The organism is Pedobacter rhodius (assembly GCF_027213645.1).
Classification (GTDB): Bacteria; Bacteroidota; Bacteroidia; order Sphingobacteriales; family Sphingobacteriaceae; genus Pedobacter; species Pedobacter rhodius.
The window spans coordinates 663,369-681,045 of the sequence record NZ_JAPWGL010000003.1 but is presented as its reverse complement, the minus strand read 5'-3'; the positions used below and the strand labels follow the sequence as shown (position 1 = coordinate 681,045).

General features: G+C 35.6%; 12 protein-coding genes. 4 read left to right on the top strand and 8 right to left on the bottom strand.

Features of this window, described 5'->3' with window-relative positions:
- Positions 1 to 248 precede the first annotated feature (248 nt).
- Positions 249 to 1,259, top strand: coding sequence for an NAD(P)/FAD-dependent oxidoreductase (locus tag O0931_RS13020; RefSeq protein ID WP_269416014.1), 1,011 nt, complete (start codon positions 249 to 251; stop codon positions 1,257 to 1,259).
- A 39-nt stretch (positions 1,260 to 1,298) separates the two neighbouring features.
- Complete coding sequence (locus tag O0931_RS13015) at positions 1,299 to 1,625, top strand: 2Fe-2S iron-sulfur cluster-binding protein (protein ID WP_269416013.1); 327 nt, start codon at positions 1,299 to 1,301, stop codon at positions 1,623 to 1,625.
- 344 nt (positions 1,626 to 1,969) lie between these two features.
- Here O0931_RS13015 and O0931_RS13010 read toward each other — a convergent pair whose 3' ends face one another.
- The 4 genes from O0931_RS13010 to O0931_RS12995 form a co-directional block, all read right to left on the bottom strand.
- Entirely contained in the window at positions 1,970 to 4,573 is a 2,604-nt protein-coding gene (locus tag O0931_RS13010) for a glycoside hydrolase family 2 protein (RefSeq protein WP_269416012.1), read from the bottom strand.
- Between the two features lie 92 nt (positions 4,574 to 4,665).
- Entirely contained in the window at positions 4,666 to 5,994 is a 1,329-nt protein-coding gene (locus O0931_RS13005; RefSeq protein ID WP_269416011.1) for an alpha-L-fucosidase, read from the bottom strand.
- Between the two features lie 18 nt (positions 5,995 to 6,012).
- Complete coding sequence (locus O0931_RS13000; protein WP_269416010.1) at positions 6,013 to 7,704, bottom strand: S41 family peptidase; 1,692 nt, start codon at positions 7,702 to 7,704, stop codon at positions 6,013 to 6,015.
- 681 nt (positions 7,705 to 8,385) lie between these two features.
- On the bottom strand, positions 8,386 to 8,601 hold the full coding sequence (locus O0931_RS12995) for a hypothetical protein (RefSeq protein WP_269416009.1): 216 nt from the start codon (positions 8,599 to 8,601) through the stop codon (positions 8,386 to 8,388).
- A 159-nt stretch (positions 8,602 to 8,760) separates the two neighbouring features.
- Between O0931_RS12995 and O0931_RS12990 the strand changes: the two genes are divergently transcribed.
- Positions 8,761 to 9,363 carry a porin family protein gene (locus tag O0931_RS12990; protein WP_269416008.1) on the top strand — a complete coding sequence of 201 codons (603 nt, stop codon included), beginning with the start codon at positions 8,761 to 8,763 and terminating at the stop codon, positions 9,361 to 9,363.
- A gap of 132 nt (positions 9,364 to 9,495) precedes the next feature.
- Here O0931_RS12990 and O0931_RS12985 read toward each other — a convergent pair whose 3' ends face one another.
- On the bottom strand, positions 9,496 to 10,266 hold the full coding sequence (locus tag O0931_RS12985; protein ID WP_269416007.1) for a hypothetical protein: 771 nt from the start codon (positions 10,264 to 10,266) through the stop codon (positions 9,496 to 9,498).
- Between the two features lie 41 nt (positions 10,267 to 10,307).
- Between O0931_RS12985 and O0931_RS12980 the strand changes: the two genes are divergently transcribed.
- Positions 10,308 to 11,939: an O-antigen ligase family protein gene (locus O0931_RS12980; protein ID WP_269416006.1), complete on the top strand. Its 1,632-nt coding sequence runs from the start codon at positions 10,308 to 10,310 to the stop codon at positions 11,937 to 11,939.
- A 140-nt stretch (positions 11,940 to 12,079) separates the two neighbouring features.
- On the opposite strand, the gene O0931_RS12975 is transcribed toward O0931_RS12980, so the two are convergent.
- Genes O0931_RS12975 through O0931_RS12965 form a run of 3 tightly spaced genes read right to left on the bottom strand, consistent with a single transcriptional unit; the run spans position 12,080 to position 17,562 of the window.
- Complete coding sequence (locus O0931_RS12975; protein ID WP_269416005.1) at positions 12,080 to 12,877, bottom strand: DUF4397 domain-containing protein; 798 nt, start codon at positions 12,875 to 12,877, stop codon at positions 12,080 to 12,082.
- A gap of 10 nt (positions 12,878 to 12,887) precedes the next feature.
- The gene (locus tag O0931_RS12970) at positions 12,888 to 14,459 is read right to left on the bottom strand and encodes a SusD/RagB family nutrient-binding outer membrane lipoprotein (RefSeq protein WP_269416004.1); all 1,572 of its coding nucleotides are present in this window, start codon (positions 14,457 to 14,459) and stop codon (positions 12,888 to 12,890) included.
- A gap of 10 nt (positions 14,460 to 14,469) precedes the next feature.
- Entirely contained in the window at positions 14,470 to 17,562 is a 3,093-nt protein-coding gene (locus O0931_RS12965) for a SusC/RagA family TonB-linked outer membrane protein (RefSeq protein WP_269416003.1), read from the bottom strand.
- Positions 17,563 to 17,677 lie beyond the last annotated feature (115 nt).

Sequence of the window (17,677 nt, the reverse complement as noted above, 5' to 3'; positions counted from 1 at the left end):
ACCAAAGTGCAAAAATCAGTGTAATCTTTCCGAAGGAAAAATATCATCTGCAACAAGCATCAATTTCTACTAAACCTATAGACCAATTATAATTTGCTTTAAGTACTCAAAAACTTTTAACTTTTGTTTTAAATTAACTTTAAACATATAAAATACTGAATATAATCGCTTTACAAAATTATCTGGAATATTTCTAAATAAGAATATTGATAATGGTTTATTTTGTAACTTTGCATAAATTTTTTTGAATGATTTCTACTGATATAGCCGTAATAGGCGCTGGTCCGGTTGGTTTATTTGCCATTTTTGAAGCCGGTTTATTAAAAATGCGTTGCCATTTAATTGACTACCTTCCCCAGGTTGGCGGTCAGCTGTCGGAAATTTACCCTAAAAAACCGATATACGATATTCCGGGTTATCCGTCTGTTTTGGCACAGGAACTTATCGATAACCTGATGGAGCAGGCAAAACCTTTTCACCCAACATTTACGTTAGGCGAGCGTATCGAAGGTTTAGAAAAACGTGGTGAAGCTGATTTCGTTTTAACGACGAATATGGGTACCATTATCGAAGCTAAGGTTGTTGTTATTGCAGGTGGCTTAGGTTGTTTCGAACCCCGTAAACCTGCTGTAGAAAACCTCGAGAATTTCGAGAATGGTAAAGGTGTAAATTATATGATTCTTGATCCGGAGAAGTACCGCGATCAGAAAATGGTTATTGCAGGCGGTGGTGATTCGGCTTTAGACTGGACAATTTATTTAGCGGAAGTTTGTTCTGAATTAACTTTAGTACACAGAAGCGAGAGTTTCAGAGGTGCACCTGATTCGGTTGCCAAAGTGATGGCACTGGCTGAAAGCGGAAAAATTAACCTGGTTTTAAATAGCAATTTGCAAGCAGTACACGGAAATGATAAGTTAGAACAAGTAGAAATTGTTCAAAATCGTACAATGGAAAAAACTGTTGTTGAAGCGGACCATTTGATTCCTTTGTTTGGTTTAAGCCCTAAATTAGGCCCTATTGAAGACTGGAACTTAAACATCAGCAAAAGCGCAATCGAGGTAAATACGGACGATTATTCGACAAATATTCCCGGCATTTATGCCATCGGCGATATCAACACTTATACAAATAAATTAAAATTAATTCTTTGTGGTTTCCACGAAGCGGCTTTGATGAGCCACAGCGCTTATTCTTACATGAACCCTGGTGTTAAATATACCATGAAATACACAACTGTTAACGGAGTTTCAGAATTTTAAGCAGTTTATTTTATATTTGCATCCGATATAAACGAGCAAATGGAAAACAACATAACGATACACATGCAAGAACCGGATGGTTCGGTTACATCTCACGAGGCACCAACGGATATGGGCTTAAGTTTGATGGAATTTTTAAAGGCTTCAGAGTATGATATTTTAGCAACTTGCGGTGGAATGGCTTTGTGTGCAACCTGCTGTGTAGATGTTTTGGAAGGTGAAGAAAAGCTTAATGAAATGACGGATGACGAATATGCAATGCTGGATACTTTACCCGATTTATTGCCAAACTCTCGCCTGGCTTGTCAGCTACAACTAAGCAATGCTATGGATGGCTTGAAAGTTAAACTTCACGGTGTAAGTTAAATACATATATATAAACAATAAAGGCGATGCAAAAAATGCATCGCCTTTATTGTTTTATAGCAATTGGATTAAGGCAAGTTGCTTCGAAAAGTATCGTCATCCGATAGTTATCGGCTACGAGGAATGAAGCAATCCTACAATGAGGCATTAAGAAAATTAAGCAATTTCCCTTCTATATAAATCTAAATAGTTTTTAAAAATTTAAGCTTAATAAATTGATTTTGATTAAGGCATTAGACGATGTTCAAACGCTTCCGAACAATTGCGGTATCTCACCAACCGAAACTTAACTTAGCAGGTTGGTGAGCCACCAACCTGTAATGAAGTTCAGGGTGACGATCGCCTTAATTCACTTCCACCCTTTTTCTTTCTACATTCCAGCCATAAACTTCTAAAGCTGTTTTCTGATTACCTGTATATTCAACGGTTATCGTTTTGCTTTCTCCGGGCGGAACACTTACATAATTATCATCATAAAAAGCAGGAAGAATTCGCTTTCCTGAAACGGCGTCGATAAGCGCAATTCTGTTAAAAAATGCAACCGGATTATTTTTAGCGTTATTTAAGGTAACTAAAACTTTTCCTTTTACTTTTTCAACGGCAACAATTGTTGGTGAAACCGATTTAATTTTCTGCAGCCCTTTATACGCTCCATCTTTACCTGCCAGCCAATAAAAGTTATCGCTTAGAATTTGCTGTTTTTCATCTAAAATCCGGAGAGAAACGAATACGCCTTCTTTTTTATCTAATTTTTTTAAGAATCCGGTTAAAGGGAACAATTTCCGAACAGATGATGGTCCTATAGAATTAAAAACCTGTGTAGATAGGTATTCCTTACCATCCATATCGTATGCTTTTGCCTGAATCATTAAATTATTCAGGGTTTTAAATCCATTATTAACCAGGTTAACCATACTATCAACCGGGTTCATCATTACATGCAAAGGCTCACTTCCTTTTCTTAAACCATATAAACAGGCATTCGGATCGAGATAATAATCGTACATCTGACCACGCAAGGCTGTCCATGGGTTTTGAGTTTTCCAAATGATTGAACCTGTATACCATTCCCACATGTGTGACGAAAAACCTTCCATTAAAGCCCTGTATTGGTCATAATTAACCAATTGTGCCTTCATTGCAAAATCTTTTACGTCCTTTGCTTTTCCATAAGGACTGATGTATTCATCATAACCGATGTATTTATGGTAGTCCCAAACGGAATCGGGTTTTTCCTCAAATTGAGGTGCAATCATATTTTTTTCAGGAATAAATTTTTCCAGCGTTTCATAATCGCCTACTCCAACCGAACCCACCTCAGAATTATACGGGAAAGTTTTATTTGCCCAAAAACTTCGTGGATTCTGGATGCCATAAGGCCCATCGCCATTACCGCCAATTGTGTTGTATGACATTTCATCACTGTTTGAAAAGTCGAAAAGAATCCTTGTTCCGTCCAGGCGCGGAAGGATATCATTTTTAAGCGGCTGGAGAATATCTTCGGGCGGTGTAATTTCATTTCCACCACACCAAAATGCGAGAGAAGCATGGTTTCTAATCATTTTTACCTGATCTTCAATTGCCGTTAAAACTAAATTATGGTTATCCGGATATTTTCGCCTTGTCCATTGATCATCCTTTTTCATGGGGTCAATCCAGCGGCCGTTGCAATCGCCGCTGAACCAGAAATCCTGAAAAACAAGCAGGCCATATTTGTCGCAGGCATTGTAAAATTCAGGTCGTTCCAGAATTGCGCCACCCCAAATCCGGATTAAATTCAGGTTCATATCTTTATGATAACGCACTTCAGCATCGTAACGTGCATCTGTAAAACGAAGCATGGCATCAGAGATAATCCAGTTTCCGCCTTTTATAAATATTTTTTGACCATTTACATAAACGCCCATGCTTTTGGTTTGATCATTCCAGATGTTATCTATCTGGCGAACACCAATTTTTAAATTTTCCTGATCTAAAGTTGTTGCATTGCTGACAAACTTTATTTGAGCATCATACAGAAATTGTGCTCCATATCCGCTCGGCCACCATAATTTTGGATTTTGAAGGGTTAAATCGGGAAAAGCAATTTCAATATTTTGATTTGCCCTGATGCTAACTGGTTTCTGAATGGTTTGTCCGGCAAGCGTATATTGTAAAGTACCGGCAACTGTTTTATTTGTTGGATTTTCAACCTCAATGGATACCTTTACCGTAGCGGGTTTTTGTTTCCCATCAGCTAAACGTTTACCCGGAACCAGGGTAATAACATGTGGATTTTGAATATTGATGCTTTGCGTTTTCTCTATAGTCACTTTATCCCAAATCCCGGTATTTCTATCACGAATTGGCTGAATCCAATCCCACCCCGCCGTATACTGGGTTGTTAAACCTTTGGCAATTGTTCCGTCGCCACCCTGGCCACCGTTTGGATTACCAACAACATCCGGAGGGTGAACAATTACAGCTAACCTGTTTTTACCATTTGCTGAAAGCATTTTAGTAATATTGAACTGATTGCGTAAATGCATCCCTTCAATAACATTTGGATTAACCTTTTTTCCATTCAGGAAAATATCGGCTTTATAATTTATGCCTCTGAATTGCAGCCAAACTTGTTCGTTACCCACTGCTCTTTCGTCAAAATCTTTAACAAACCAGTAGGTATAATAATCATTTCCTGTTTTATAAACATCTGCAATTCGCTCGTTATTCATTCCATAGAATGGATCAGGAATTTTTTTATTATTCAGCAAAGTGGTTAATACCGTTCCGGGAACAGTGGCGGTAATCCAATTATTTAACGAAAAGCTTTGATTTGAAATTTGATTGCCGTTTGAATTTACGTCTTTAATATTGGCACAAAGCCAGCCCGAATTTAATTCATAACGTTGTTGGGCATTGGCGAAAAAACAGAAAGATAGCAGTAAGAGGGTAAAAAATTTTTTCATTATAATGTGTTTGTTTGGTAAGTGCCACAAAGAAAGCAAATTATTACTAAAACGGTTTACTTAACTGGCAAGAAATAAAAAATTGGTTAATTTTATTTAACCACTTCTAAAACAATTACATTATCTATTTCATTATTCGAAAAATTCGTTTGAATCTCCGCTGAAGAATTCTTTAAGCTATACTTTACAGGCTTCCCATCTTTTAAAAGATAGGCTTTGCTAATTTTTTTGAAAGGAAACTTAGCCAATAAAACAGAAGCATTTTTTGCCTCTAAAATATGGATATACAGTTTGTTTTCTTTTTGAGTAATACTTCCCCAGGATTGCGGTTTAATAAAGCCTGCCTTGGTACCATAAATACTTTCGCCATAAACGTTTAACCATTCACCCATTCCGGCCAATCTGTTTTGAAATTCCGGCTGGATTTTTCCACTTGGCATCGGGCCGATATTGAGCAGCAGATTTGCGCCTAAGCTACTCGCTTTAACAAGCATGTTTATTAGCTTCTTTGTACTCTTATAACTCGTATCGCCAAGGTTATAGCCCCATGAATTGGAAATTGTTTCGCAGGTTTCGAGCGGCAGTTTATCTGATGCTTCCTGGAAACTTAAGCCTGAAGTATTTTCGCCGGGTAAATCCCTTTCAAACATTTGAAAGTCTTCGCCTGCAAATGGTGTTAAATGATGGTTATTTCCAATCATGCATTGCGGCTGAAGTTTATGGATCAGACTATAAATCTCCCCATATTTCCAATCGATTCTGGAGGAGCGATCGGCAGCACCTTCCGGATTTGTTTGATCCCAATGTCCATCGAACCAGATACCACCTATCTCACCATAATTCGTTAAGAGTTCCGTAAGCTGGTTTTTCATGAATTGCAGGTAACTTGTATAATCACTTTTACCGGTTCTACCCGAAAATTTTCCGGTTTTGCCTGTTTCCCAGGGATAATCATCACGTCTCCAATCCAGTAATGAATAATAGAGGTACAATTGAATGCCTTGTTTGTGGCATTCATCAGCTATCATTTTTACAATATCCTTTTTGTAAGGCGTATTCATGATGTTGAAATCCGAATACTTGGTCGCCCACATGCTAAAACCATCATGGTGGCGGGTTATCAATGTGATGTACTTCATCCCGACATTTTTTGCCAGGCGCACATAAGCCGCAGCATCAAAGTCAATTGGATTAAAGAAATCTTTTAAATTTGTATAATTATGAACTGTAAGCTTACGCTCGTTCATTACCCATTCGCCACTGCCCGGAATACTAAATGGTCCCCAGTGAATAAACAAGCCAAAACGGGCATCAGAAAACCATGCTCTTTGTTTTAAGTTTGAATCGGATGGCTTATATTCCTGTGCTTTTAAATTGAAAAATAATAAGGAGATAAAGCCTAACAGTAAAAAATTTTTCATGATTTGGGATTGAAATAACTAATCTACGCTGGTGGTTTCTTTAACAGGTTTACCAATTACTTTATAGTTGCCATCGCCTTTTAAAATGGCCAGCATCTGAGTTTGATTATTGAATACAGATTTCGCGGCAGCCAATTCTTTATCGTATTGAAAGCTTTGTTCAATCCTTCCTTTTTCATAGAAATAGCGACTGATGATCTGGGTTTCCAATACTCTTTTAATTTCGGCCTTGTGGTTAACCAAATCAGCCTTTTTGGCCGATATTAACTTGGTTTTCAGGTTTTCTAAATCGGCTTTTACTTCGGCCGTTTTATTTTCTTTATCCGCTTCATAGCGCAATTCCGTTAGCAATCTTTCGGTTCTGCTTTGGTAACTTAAATCTTTATCAGCAAGCGAGTTTGCGAAATTGGTATAATCTGCATCGGCAATCTGGAAAGTTTTAGCTGATGCAATGGATGGTTTCTCTTTTTTATACTGATTAGCATAATTAAAAAACATGCTTTTATTTAACATGGTAATCGTAATAGGACTTAATTTTACGGCATCAACCACAATATCGGGATATACACCATTGCCACTGTAAACATTCCGGCCGGCTTTGGTTTGATACATGGTTATCGTTGAATCGGCAAAACGTTCAGCAACACCATCGGCATTTTTATGGGCGTAATCTAATTTTTGAATGCACCTGCCTGATGGCGTATAGTATTTTGCAACCGTAACCTTAACCAGGCTGTTATATGGAAGGTTAAACGTTTGCTGAACCAGCCCTTTGCCATAACTGCGTTGACCGATAACAATTGCCCTGTCCAGATCCTGTAGGGAGCCGGCAACAATTTCTGATGCTGAAGCTGAATTATTATTTACTAAAACGACTAATGGTACTGAAGGGGAAATCGGCGGAACCTGTGTTTTATAAGTAATAGTCTTCTCCGCATTTTTACCTTTTTGGGTAACCACAAGCTGATCTCTGTCGACAAACAGGTTAACAATTTTAACGGCTTCCTGTAAAATGCCGCCACCATTATTTCTCAAATCCAGCACTATTCCTTTAGGGTTTTCTTTGTTTAAACTGACTAATGCATCTTTAACCTCCTGGCCAGAATTTTCGAGAAATTTATCCAAACGGATATAACCAATGCCATCGCCAACCATTCCGAAATACGAAACATTAGGTTGCTTTATTTCTTCACGGGTTATCTTTTTTAAAATTTCCTTGCCATCACGGATGATGGTTAAATCTACCGGCGTTCCTTTTGGCCCGCGTAGTAATTGGCTAATCTGCGCTCTATCTTTTCCTTTAACTTCGATATTGTTAATCTTTGTAACCTGATCACCCGCTTTTACATCCGATTTGTTTGCGGCATAGCCTTCGCTCACTTCATTAACAAAAAGCTTTCCATCAATTAATACGGTTCCGGCGCCAATGCCCCCATATTGCGTACTTACGTATTTGAGCTTGTAATCTTCAATTTCCGACTCGGGAACATATTCGGTGTAGGGATCGAGGCTTTCGAGCATGGCGTCGATACCCGTTTTCATGAGCTCGGGCGCACTGGTTTCATCAACATAATTAATATTGATTTCCTTGTATAGCGAAGCAAAAATATCGAGGTTTTTAGAAACCAGGAATAAATCTTCTTTAAAAGAAAAGGATAAAATTGCCAGGCCGGAAATGGCTGCAACGATTAGATATTTAAATTTTTTCATCCCTTATTTAATTTTAAATCTGCAGGAAAGAATTTGATCTTACCTGGGGCTTAATTAATGAATTGTATACCGTAAATGTACAAAAAGAGATAAAGATTAAAAACAGGTGAGACTGCTTAATGGATGATAACCTGTTAATGTTACGTTTAGCATAAAGACCCCGCCTATACCTATCGTATGGATACATCTTTTTGAAAAAGTTTTTAGGTATTGGCTATTACCTGCTGGAGAGATAGGATGCAAACCCTGCCTGTTTAATAATAAGATTTTTTTAATTGTTATGCGATCCTCCTTTGGGGGAGCAGAGGGAGATTTTATCTGAATCCTTTTTATCTCCATTTCTGGAAATATGCGCTCAGTGGTTCTTTTGATTATTAAGCCCCGCTTTCCATTACAAGACCAATGAAAAATCGGGGCTTTTTTTCATTACAATCGGGTTTATTTAACAAAGGCATTCCTTCAATTTTACCGCAGATTTAAGTTTTGAAGTCGCCATTCTCGCGAAAGCTGGAATCTTAAAGTGCAAAAAGGTATAAATAGATATGTTAAGATGTTCGATCACCTAAGTCCAACACGCATTAAAAAAATCACTACTTTGCAAGATTGCATTTGGAAGGACTTTAACGCATAAATTAAAACCATTGTATGCCTTTGCGGGAATAACAGCAATAAAAAGAAAGCTTACAGCCTGTTGCCTTTGGTATCAGCAAGCGCTTTTTGAAGTGTAAATTCTACGTAAGTGCGATCGCGTTTAACCAATCGCATAATATCTTCAACCAACTTATCTTCATTTCCTGGTGTAAAATCTAAAGGTTCGGCAACCAGATCACGATATTTTCTTAAAAATTTAATTTTAACTTTTTCTGCGTTATCTTTTGTTAATTGGAAATTTGCCATCTTTAAAATTGATTTGCTACAAAAGTAAAAATATTTATGGGTGATTAATGCGTTTTTTTAGTCAAAAACACAAAAAAGAATGACAGAAGTTGAATTAGCATGATAATTGTGTTAAAAGTGCGTTATAAAAAAAACATAACCCACAAAAACTTAAACACAATGAAAAAACTTATCTTCTCTATTGTTTTCCTAACCGTTGGTTGGGCAACATCAAAGGCGCAAACCTTTAATCTTGGTGTTAAGGCAGGCGTAAATCTGGCTAAAATAAACGCTGATTTTGCCAGCGAAGAAAATCGGTTAGGCTACCAGATTGGTGCATGGGCCCGAATTGGCGGGGCCAGCTTTTATGTTCAGCCCGAGGCATATATTGGCAGTAAAGGCAATAAATTCATCAGCTTTACAAACAATAATAATACAGAAGTTGCTGCCGAAGGCAAGGTAAAATTTACAACTTTAGACATCCCGGTACTATTGGGAACCAAGTTTGGAAGTAAAAATCTAAATGTTCGCGTAATGGCAGGACCTGTTTTGTCGCTTGTTTTAGATGATAGTTCTACCTTCAATTCAGCTTACCAGCAGGCTACTGATTTTGACAATTACAAAAACCAGGCTTTCGGCATTCAGGCTGGTGCCGGTGTAGATGTTGGTGCCATTTCAGTTGATTTACGCTACGAAGCCGGTTTAACAAACATTAGCAAAAGCGAAAAGTATAAACAAACACCTAACTTATTTCAGTTGAGCTTAGGCTTTAAAATATTGTAAGGATTTTACTTTTTAAAAAAAGGCGACCGATGGTCGCCTTTTTTTGATCTTTCTTACCAAAATGATTTAACTACCAATTTAAGCTAATTTTAGAAACACAATCATAAAATTCAAGACTAGCATCGCTATATTTTAAAGTCTATAAGCCATTATTTCCAAAATAAAGTGATTATAAACCTCATCTATTGTTTCGTAAGAATGATTATCATTTACTCCAGCAATTCCAGCCAGTTTTATAGCTAATTGTTCACATGGATATCCACCAGGACTTGCCGGAACAGCATTAAATAAGGTTCGGGTCTTATCCTGTCCAAAAGTATAAATCATGTAATATCCAAATACTGCATATTTTAATTTCTCCTGACTATTTGGTCCATATGCGTTCAAGTCAGCAATAACATATGGTCCTGTATAATTATAATTTTCGATATCGGACATTATCTGAGTCATTGCAATAGCGTCAGAAACCCGATTTTCAAAGAAACTACTGTTATAATATATAATATTATTTAAATTGAAACTAACAGTCCCGCTACAACTTATCGAATAACTTCCTTGGACGTTTTCAAATAAGTTGACCCTTGGACCCGGCTCAGGTTCTGAGCCTTGATAGAAATCATCCAAAATAGTCAAAGTGTCTGCGCCCATAGAACTACCATCACAGAAATATTCTGTAATTTTCTTAATTGTCTGCCTCGTAAAAAAATTTGGATTTGAACTTGCATTAAAGCGGGTTGTGTGAGTTTCTGTTCCAGAGCAAGACGCAGATAAGAGGTTTATTGCAAATGCCTTTTCTTTCCTTTTTAAGCTTATACTAGAGCTTTCTTCTTCTTTTCTACAAGCAAAAATAAAAAGCAGCATAATTAAAACAATGCAACTCGAAGTGAAAATTTTCTTTTTCATAGGGTTTATATTAGATTTACATTAAAAATATTGAATCTAAATTGGAAAAACAAAGAGAAATTGCTTCTTTACTACTACAATTTTTTTTAATTCTGTTATTTTGTTTTATAAAACAAGATTACATAAACTATTACTACAAGACCAATTTCTTTCTTTTTAGCATTACATTTACATCCTTACTAATAATACAGCTTTTTTTTAAAAAAAACACAATTACAATAACTTGGCTTGAAATCTATTCGCATTCTATTATAATTATATTATTTGTTATAACTATTATTTCCTTTAATAATTATACCGATTTAGCTTTAATAGAAAATTTTATTCTAGCGATTCTTTTATACTTTCCAATTAAAAATATTATAGATATCAGTATAAAAGAAAATAAAAATGAAGCATTATCAGCTGTATTTCTTATAACGCTACTTTCAATCCTAATAAAGTCAATTTTATATTCTACTGGGAATGGAATAAATGGCGATATGTATAATTCTACCTATTTTTCAAATTATATTACATTATCTATCCCTCTGCTTAATTTAATTATTACAAAAATAAAAAACAAATATTTTATTTTTTCTGCCGCGAGCTTAATAATTATGATCATAGTGATAAATTTGTTAAATAACGCAAGGGCAGCAACAATAGCGGGAATTTTATATATTGTCTTAAATAATTCACTACTTGACTTTCAAAAAAATCGATTTTTAAAAGTCATTCTTTTTATTTTTATACCAGTAGCCAGCTGCGTCCTTGTTTCAAAGTTATCTTCTGTAAAAGGACGACTATCAATATGGCAGTCTTGCTTAGAGATATTTATTACACATCCATGGGGAATTGGAATTGGAAATCTGAAAGAAAATCTAACTGTATTTCAGAGTTCACAGATGATTAATTGGGTGAATAAAGAAAAATTTCTTTTAGCAGATATTAATGATTATGCATTTAATGATTATTTACAATTTATTGTTGAAGGTGGATTTTTAATAATAATTGCACTAATATTATTTACAATATTATTTTGGAAGAAAAAGTCCTTACGTTTATATTATATTTTTATTTTAATACTTTCAAGCACATCATATATTCTTCATTCATTTCCTACAATTATTATAATTATAGTAACTCTTCTAATACTTAGTTATAATAAGATTGAAAAAGGCATTCGAGTCAAAAATCAATTCGGCTACATATTTTTAGGTATAATATCCGTTTGGTCTTATTTCGGGTTTTTATCTTATACCAGTAAGGGGTATTTTGGCAATTCATTATTAGGCACAGTTATAAATAAATATAGATCTTTAGATAATAAGTATAAATTCGACATCGGTATGTTGGAATTCGAAAGAAAAAAATATTCTATTGCAATTCGTACATTGAAAAATACTGGACTATTAAACCAAGATATCAATGTAAATTTGGCAATTGGCTATTCCTTCGAGCAATTAAATAAATTAGATTCAGCTAAAAAGTATTATGTTAAAGCAAACGAATTACTTCCTAGAATTTTCAAACCTAAATATTTTTTATTTAATTTTTACAAAAAACATAATGACACCTTAAATCTTAAAAAAATTTGTCTTGAAATTATAAATACTCCAGTAAAAATTAAATCCGTAGAAATTGATTCACTTCAAAATATTGCTCTTATCGAACTAAGAAAAATTAAATAAAGATCAATGTTCAAAGATTTGATTTAAGTATTAAGATTAAATTCTTGATTACATGGTATTATATAATTGATTAACTTTTAATTTTCAATATAGTTAAAAAAGCCCCGAATTGAATCGGGGTTTTTTAGCATTAATATTTATTATCTATTTGGCGTATTATCTATAAATGGTCTGTTTGCTGCTGTAGCCGACGTTACGGTTATATCTCCCCTAATACTAAAAGTATAAGTGTTTGCCCTTAAAACAGAAACTGCCGATGTACCATTTCTTGAAATTATGTTCGTTGCTGAATTTGGGTAACGACAATATAATTCGTACGTACCGAAAGGTACCTTAACAAAACTAGATGCTGACTTATAGGCAATATTAGTAGCTACAACGGTCTCCACTCCTGTTACATTGTTTTTTAAAACCAAATTAAGAGGATTTGCATTTGAAATTGCGTGAACAAATCGAACATATCCGCCTGAAGTGTCTACCGGAGGAAGTGCATCCTCTACAATAAATGATTCAATTGTTTTTGATGTAGAGTTGTAAATACCGGCTAAATACAATGAATAGTTTTTACCATCCTGCACTGCTGTACTTAACGATGATATTGCCAGGTTTGCATCGGATGTTGCAGTAGAAGGTCTTTGTCCTTTAAAATTATATGTGCCGGGAGCAATTACAGCGTAAGAATTTATGGCCGGAAATACCGTGCCATAAGCAACGCCTGTTGTTCCGCTCTCCACACCTGTTGCAGAAAGTGCTGCAGATACTTTAGTTTCATTCGCAAAGAAATTAACTACTGGTGCATTTACCCCGAAATTGAAAAATTTCAATTGTGCACCACTTACCGGAACATCTATAATCTGAACTGCATTCTTTTCACATGAATACAAGAAGATGGATATTATGAACGCTACTGCCGGAATTAGAAAATATTTATTTTTCATGTTAGTTTAATTAAGGTAAAGTGATCCAAGTTTCTTTAGTATGATAATCAACAGCTAAACCTCCAATTTTATCAAGTTCAGCTCTATTCCAAACATATTCGGAGTTATACCTTGGTCTAATTCTGTAAACCAGTTTTCCACCATTATCAGGATAAATATTTACTGGTGTTGTAAAGCCAACAAACACTTGATTACCTGTTACAGGATCTTTATCTGTATAATGATACCTTCTTAAATCCATCCATTGTTCTAAATGACCCCAACCCCACTGTGCAATATACTTCTGACACATTATTTGAGAAAGAGTTAGTGATGCTGCGCTTGTTGGAGTAACCCCAGGTGAACTTATATAGGCTGCTTTTTCCGCGGCAGAAATTTGAGTTGGCGATTGGCCGTCATCAGTATTTCTTGCATTTACGAAATCAAAATGAGCTGAAATTCCTTTTATATAGGCATCTAAAGCTGTAACCTTATCACCTTTTTTATATGCAGCTTCTGATTTTATAAATTGTAATTGAGCATAAGTAAATGCTGGCAGTTTACTTTTACGCCCAAAAACATACCTGGAAGGAGTAGAAATGCTGGCATTAGCCAATGCCAGTGAAGAATATCCCCAAAAATTATTTGGTTGCTGCGCAGCAGTTAAGGCTCCGATACCGAATGTAGGCTCTAAGCCACGATAAATACCATCAGGGGAGGGAGATAACATTCGTGTTAATCTTGGATCAATAATACCTGTGATTGTTCCATCTAATAAACTTAAAATAAACCTCGTTTGTCTGTAACTAGTTAAGTTATCACGAGCAGCGGCATAAAAATTAATATCATCATTAGCTGTACCTGTATAAGACAATAGAGGATCATCAGCGTTGCTTGCGAGCGAAGCATCGACTAGTGAAATCACATCATCTGGCTTATAAGTTGATTTATTTGAGTAATGATTAAGAATCATTGCTTTCAAACCGTTAGCAAACTTTATCCATTTACCAGTATCTCCTTTATAAATGATATCGGTTTTGGCTAAAATCGTCGCATTTACTCCGCCATCTGTACGCTTAAGATTAACAATCGCTGCATCTAATAACCTAACCGATTCCTCATAGGCATATTGTTGTGTATCATAAGCAAAAGTAGTTTGATTTGCATTTATGGCTTGTTTAACAATAATCTCACCATGCAAATCCGTTGCAGTTATCCAGCCCCAAGCTTTCAAAATTTGGCCAACACCCAATAAATCCCATCTTTGTTCTTGTTCAGCTCTTGTGTTCATGTCGACTAAATTTTGTCCGAAGTCAAAATAAGTCATTCTAAAAATCTGACCGCCGTTATCTGAACTAGGATCATATCCTTGTCTATCCCAGGTGCTACTTACTGAAGTCAATGTCCAGTTTTGCGTATAGCGCCCCACAAACCTGGCGTCATAGGTTGGAGCTGTGATCATCCAGTGCAACATCGGAGATAGATACAAATTTGCTTCAACCCTTTCTGGGTTGTTAGGGTTTGTATTTACATCTAGGAATTTTTTACACCCTCCTATGGTTAAAAGCCCAAAAAGAGCTGTTATTATATATATCTTTTTCATTGTATTTTTTTTATAAACCAACTTTAATTCCAAAGTTTAATCCTATTGGCATTGGAAAGTTACCATAATCAACACCTTGTGCACCAGAGCCACCAACAGCAGCTGTATTTCCATTAACGACGGGATCAAGACCAGAATAATTTGTGATTAAAAACAAATCTGTTCCGGTTACAAATACACTTGCATTCTTAACAAATTTTTGTCGTTTCAACAATTTTGGAGATAAACGATATTGTAGGGTAACATCTTTCAATCGTATCCAGTTTATATCTTTTTCGATAAAAAGTTCCTCACTCATTAATGTATAAAATGAATTTTGGTAATAAGGTGTTATTGAAATATTATTAACCGTTGGATTAGCCGAATTTTCTTTCCCATCTTGTAGTACTCCTGTAACTACCCTTGGCTGTAAACGATCTAATGTTTTAGTTGATAAACCCCGTTGAGTTAAAAAACTTTGAGTACCGTTAAATACATCTCCACCTTTTCTAATATCCAGTAAAAATGATAGAGAAAAATCTTTATATGTAAAACTATTTGTAATCCCTAGCTGAAAATCAGGCTGTCTATCATAACCCCCTTCAATAAAAATTGTCGATCTAACTGGTAATCCTGTTGCTGGATTAATTAGAATATCACCACTGTTATTTCTCAAATAAAAATAACCAGTTAAAGATCGGGTAGATTGACCTGGTGTTACACCATTTCTAACATTCCCATATAACCATGTATCAGACACATATGACTCAGGTAGAGAACGAGGCAATTCTAGAACTTTTCCTCGTGTAGCATCAAAGTTTGCTATAACATCCCAATTAAAATTTTTGTTTTTTAAAGGTGTTCCTCTTAAAGTAACTTCCCAGCCCTTATTTTGTGTTTTTGCTCCATTCAAATTAAACAAAACGTACCCTGTTGCATAACTTCCTCTGATATCATTTACAATTTGATCACGAGTTTCTTTACTGTAGTAAGTTACATCTAAACCCAATCTATCATTAAAAAATGCAAGTTCAGTACCAAATTCATAAGAGCTTGCAAATTCAGGGACTAAATTGGGATTTGGTCCGGTAAAACCATATCCGTAACCACCTCCAACTGTTGTTTTGCTTTCCAAAGCAGGTACATATGCATAAGGTCTGGCATCCTTACCTACATTTGCATAAGCTGCTCTTAGTTTACCTGATGTAAATACTTTACCTAGGGTTGGTTTAAAAGCTGGCACATCTGTAAACACAAAACTCCCAGACACCGAAGGATAGAAGAATGAATTTGCACCTGGAGGAATGGTTGATGTCCAGTCATTACGACCAGTTGCTGTAATATAAAGATAATCTTTGTATCCGAAGGTTGCTCTTCCAAATAAACTAACTACTCTTTGCTCTATCGTTGTAGATTTAGCATTTCTTAACGTAGCAGTTGTATTATTGATAGAAACAAAGTTTGGATCAAGAAAATTCTCGCCATAAAGACTTTCGATAGTAGACTTTAATGCCTTGACTGCATTACCTGCTGTTAAATCGAATGTAATATCTTTCGTGATATTTTGCTTGGTGAGATTAACTAGCGTTTGAGAGTTCAAATTACGAGTATTATCGTTTGCAATATCAAGAATACCGCCTTTTAACAAACCTCTTCTACTCTCCGGATGACTAACAAGCATAGCATTGTTATTATATGCATCTATTCCAAATATTGTTTTAATGTTTAACCATTTAACAGGCGTGATTGTGAAAGTAGCGTTAGATAAAATACGATTGTTCTTCGTTGTATTTTTATTCTTATTTACATTAAAGTATGGATTTTCGATTTCAGAAGTTAAATCGGTAGCAGTAGTAAATCTCCTACGCGTACCTGATGCCGTTAGGTAATTCTTTGCATCATCTTCTTGTGGCCATAGAAGTAAACCAATTAATGCCCCGCCATCACCTTTGAATGCTTGATTATTTAATGCATAAGAATAATTCATCGAAAAATCTGCTGCCAGCCAATTGTTTAATTTACCCCCACCGGACCCAGTTAGCGTAAAACGACTATAATCTGACCCTGGCACTACACCATTTTGATCTGTATATGAAGTTGAGATTCTATAATTTGATTCATTACGCCCCCCTTCAAGAGAAAGATTATGTTTTTGAGTAAAAGCAGTCTGAAAAAAGCCATCAATATTATCATAAAATTGAGTGTTTGCAGGATATCTTGGACCAAAATATGTAAACGCTGTTCCTGCAGAGGCACCTCCTGTTCCTAGACCAAATTCTTTTTGTAATTCTGGCTGATAACTGGTTTTTTCTATCCTGAAACTGTTACTATAATTAATGATTCCTTCCCCAGCCTTACCTCTTTTAGTCGTAATTACTATTGCACCGTTTGCGGCGTCAATACCATAGAGCGCAGCAGCTTCAGGCCCTTTCAATACTACAAGATTTTCAATATCTTCTGGGTTTATATCTGCAGCCCTATTAGTAAAATCTACACCTCGGTTAAATAAACCGGTAGTCGAACTATTATCTGAATAAAAAGCAGAAGTATTTAACGTTTTATTATCAATAGGTAAGCCATCAACAACAAAAAGAGGCTGATTACTGCCGCTGATTGAGCTGATACCACGGATGGTTATTGACGAAGATGCACCGGGTACGCCAGAAGAACTTGTAACTTCAACTCCTGCAACACGACCCTGTAAGGCATTTATAAAATTTTCACGTTGCGTACCTGCAATTTCTGATCCTTTAACGCTTTGCTGAGCAGTACCTAAAGATCTTTTTGATGTAGTTTGACCTAATGCAGTAACTACAACTTCATTTAGCGAATTACTGTTTTGCTGTAGAATAACATTAAATACAGTGTTATTTCCTACAGTTTTCTCAACTGTTGCGTAACCAATGTAGGAGAAGGTCAAAACATCTGTTTTAGATGCTTTAATCGAATAGGTTCCATCTCCACCGGTTTGAGATACCATAGTGGTTCCTTTAACTTTAATGGAAACACCCGGTATTGGTCCATCCGAAGATGTAACCCTACCGGTAACGGTTATTTGTTGAGCAAAGGCATGAGCCAGCAACAAAAACGTACCGATAAAAACTAAGAGTAGCTTTCTTTTCATAAACTGCCAATAAGGTTTGATAAAATTTGTTAGTTGTTTTTAGTTAGTTAGTTTGCCAAGAAACACGCACAATACCGCACGTTTTTCAATATTTAGCTAATATCATAAATGTTTT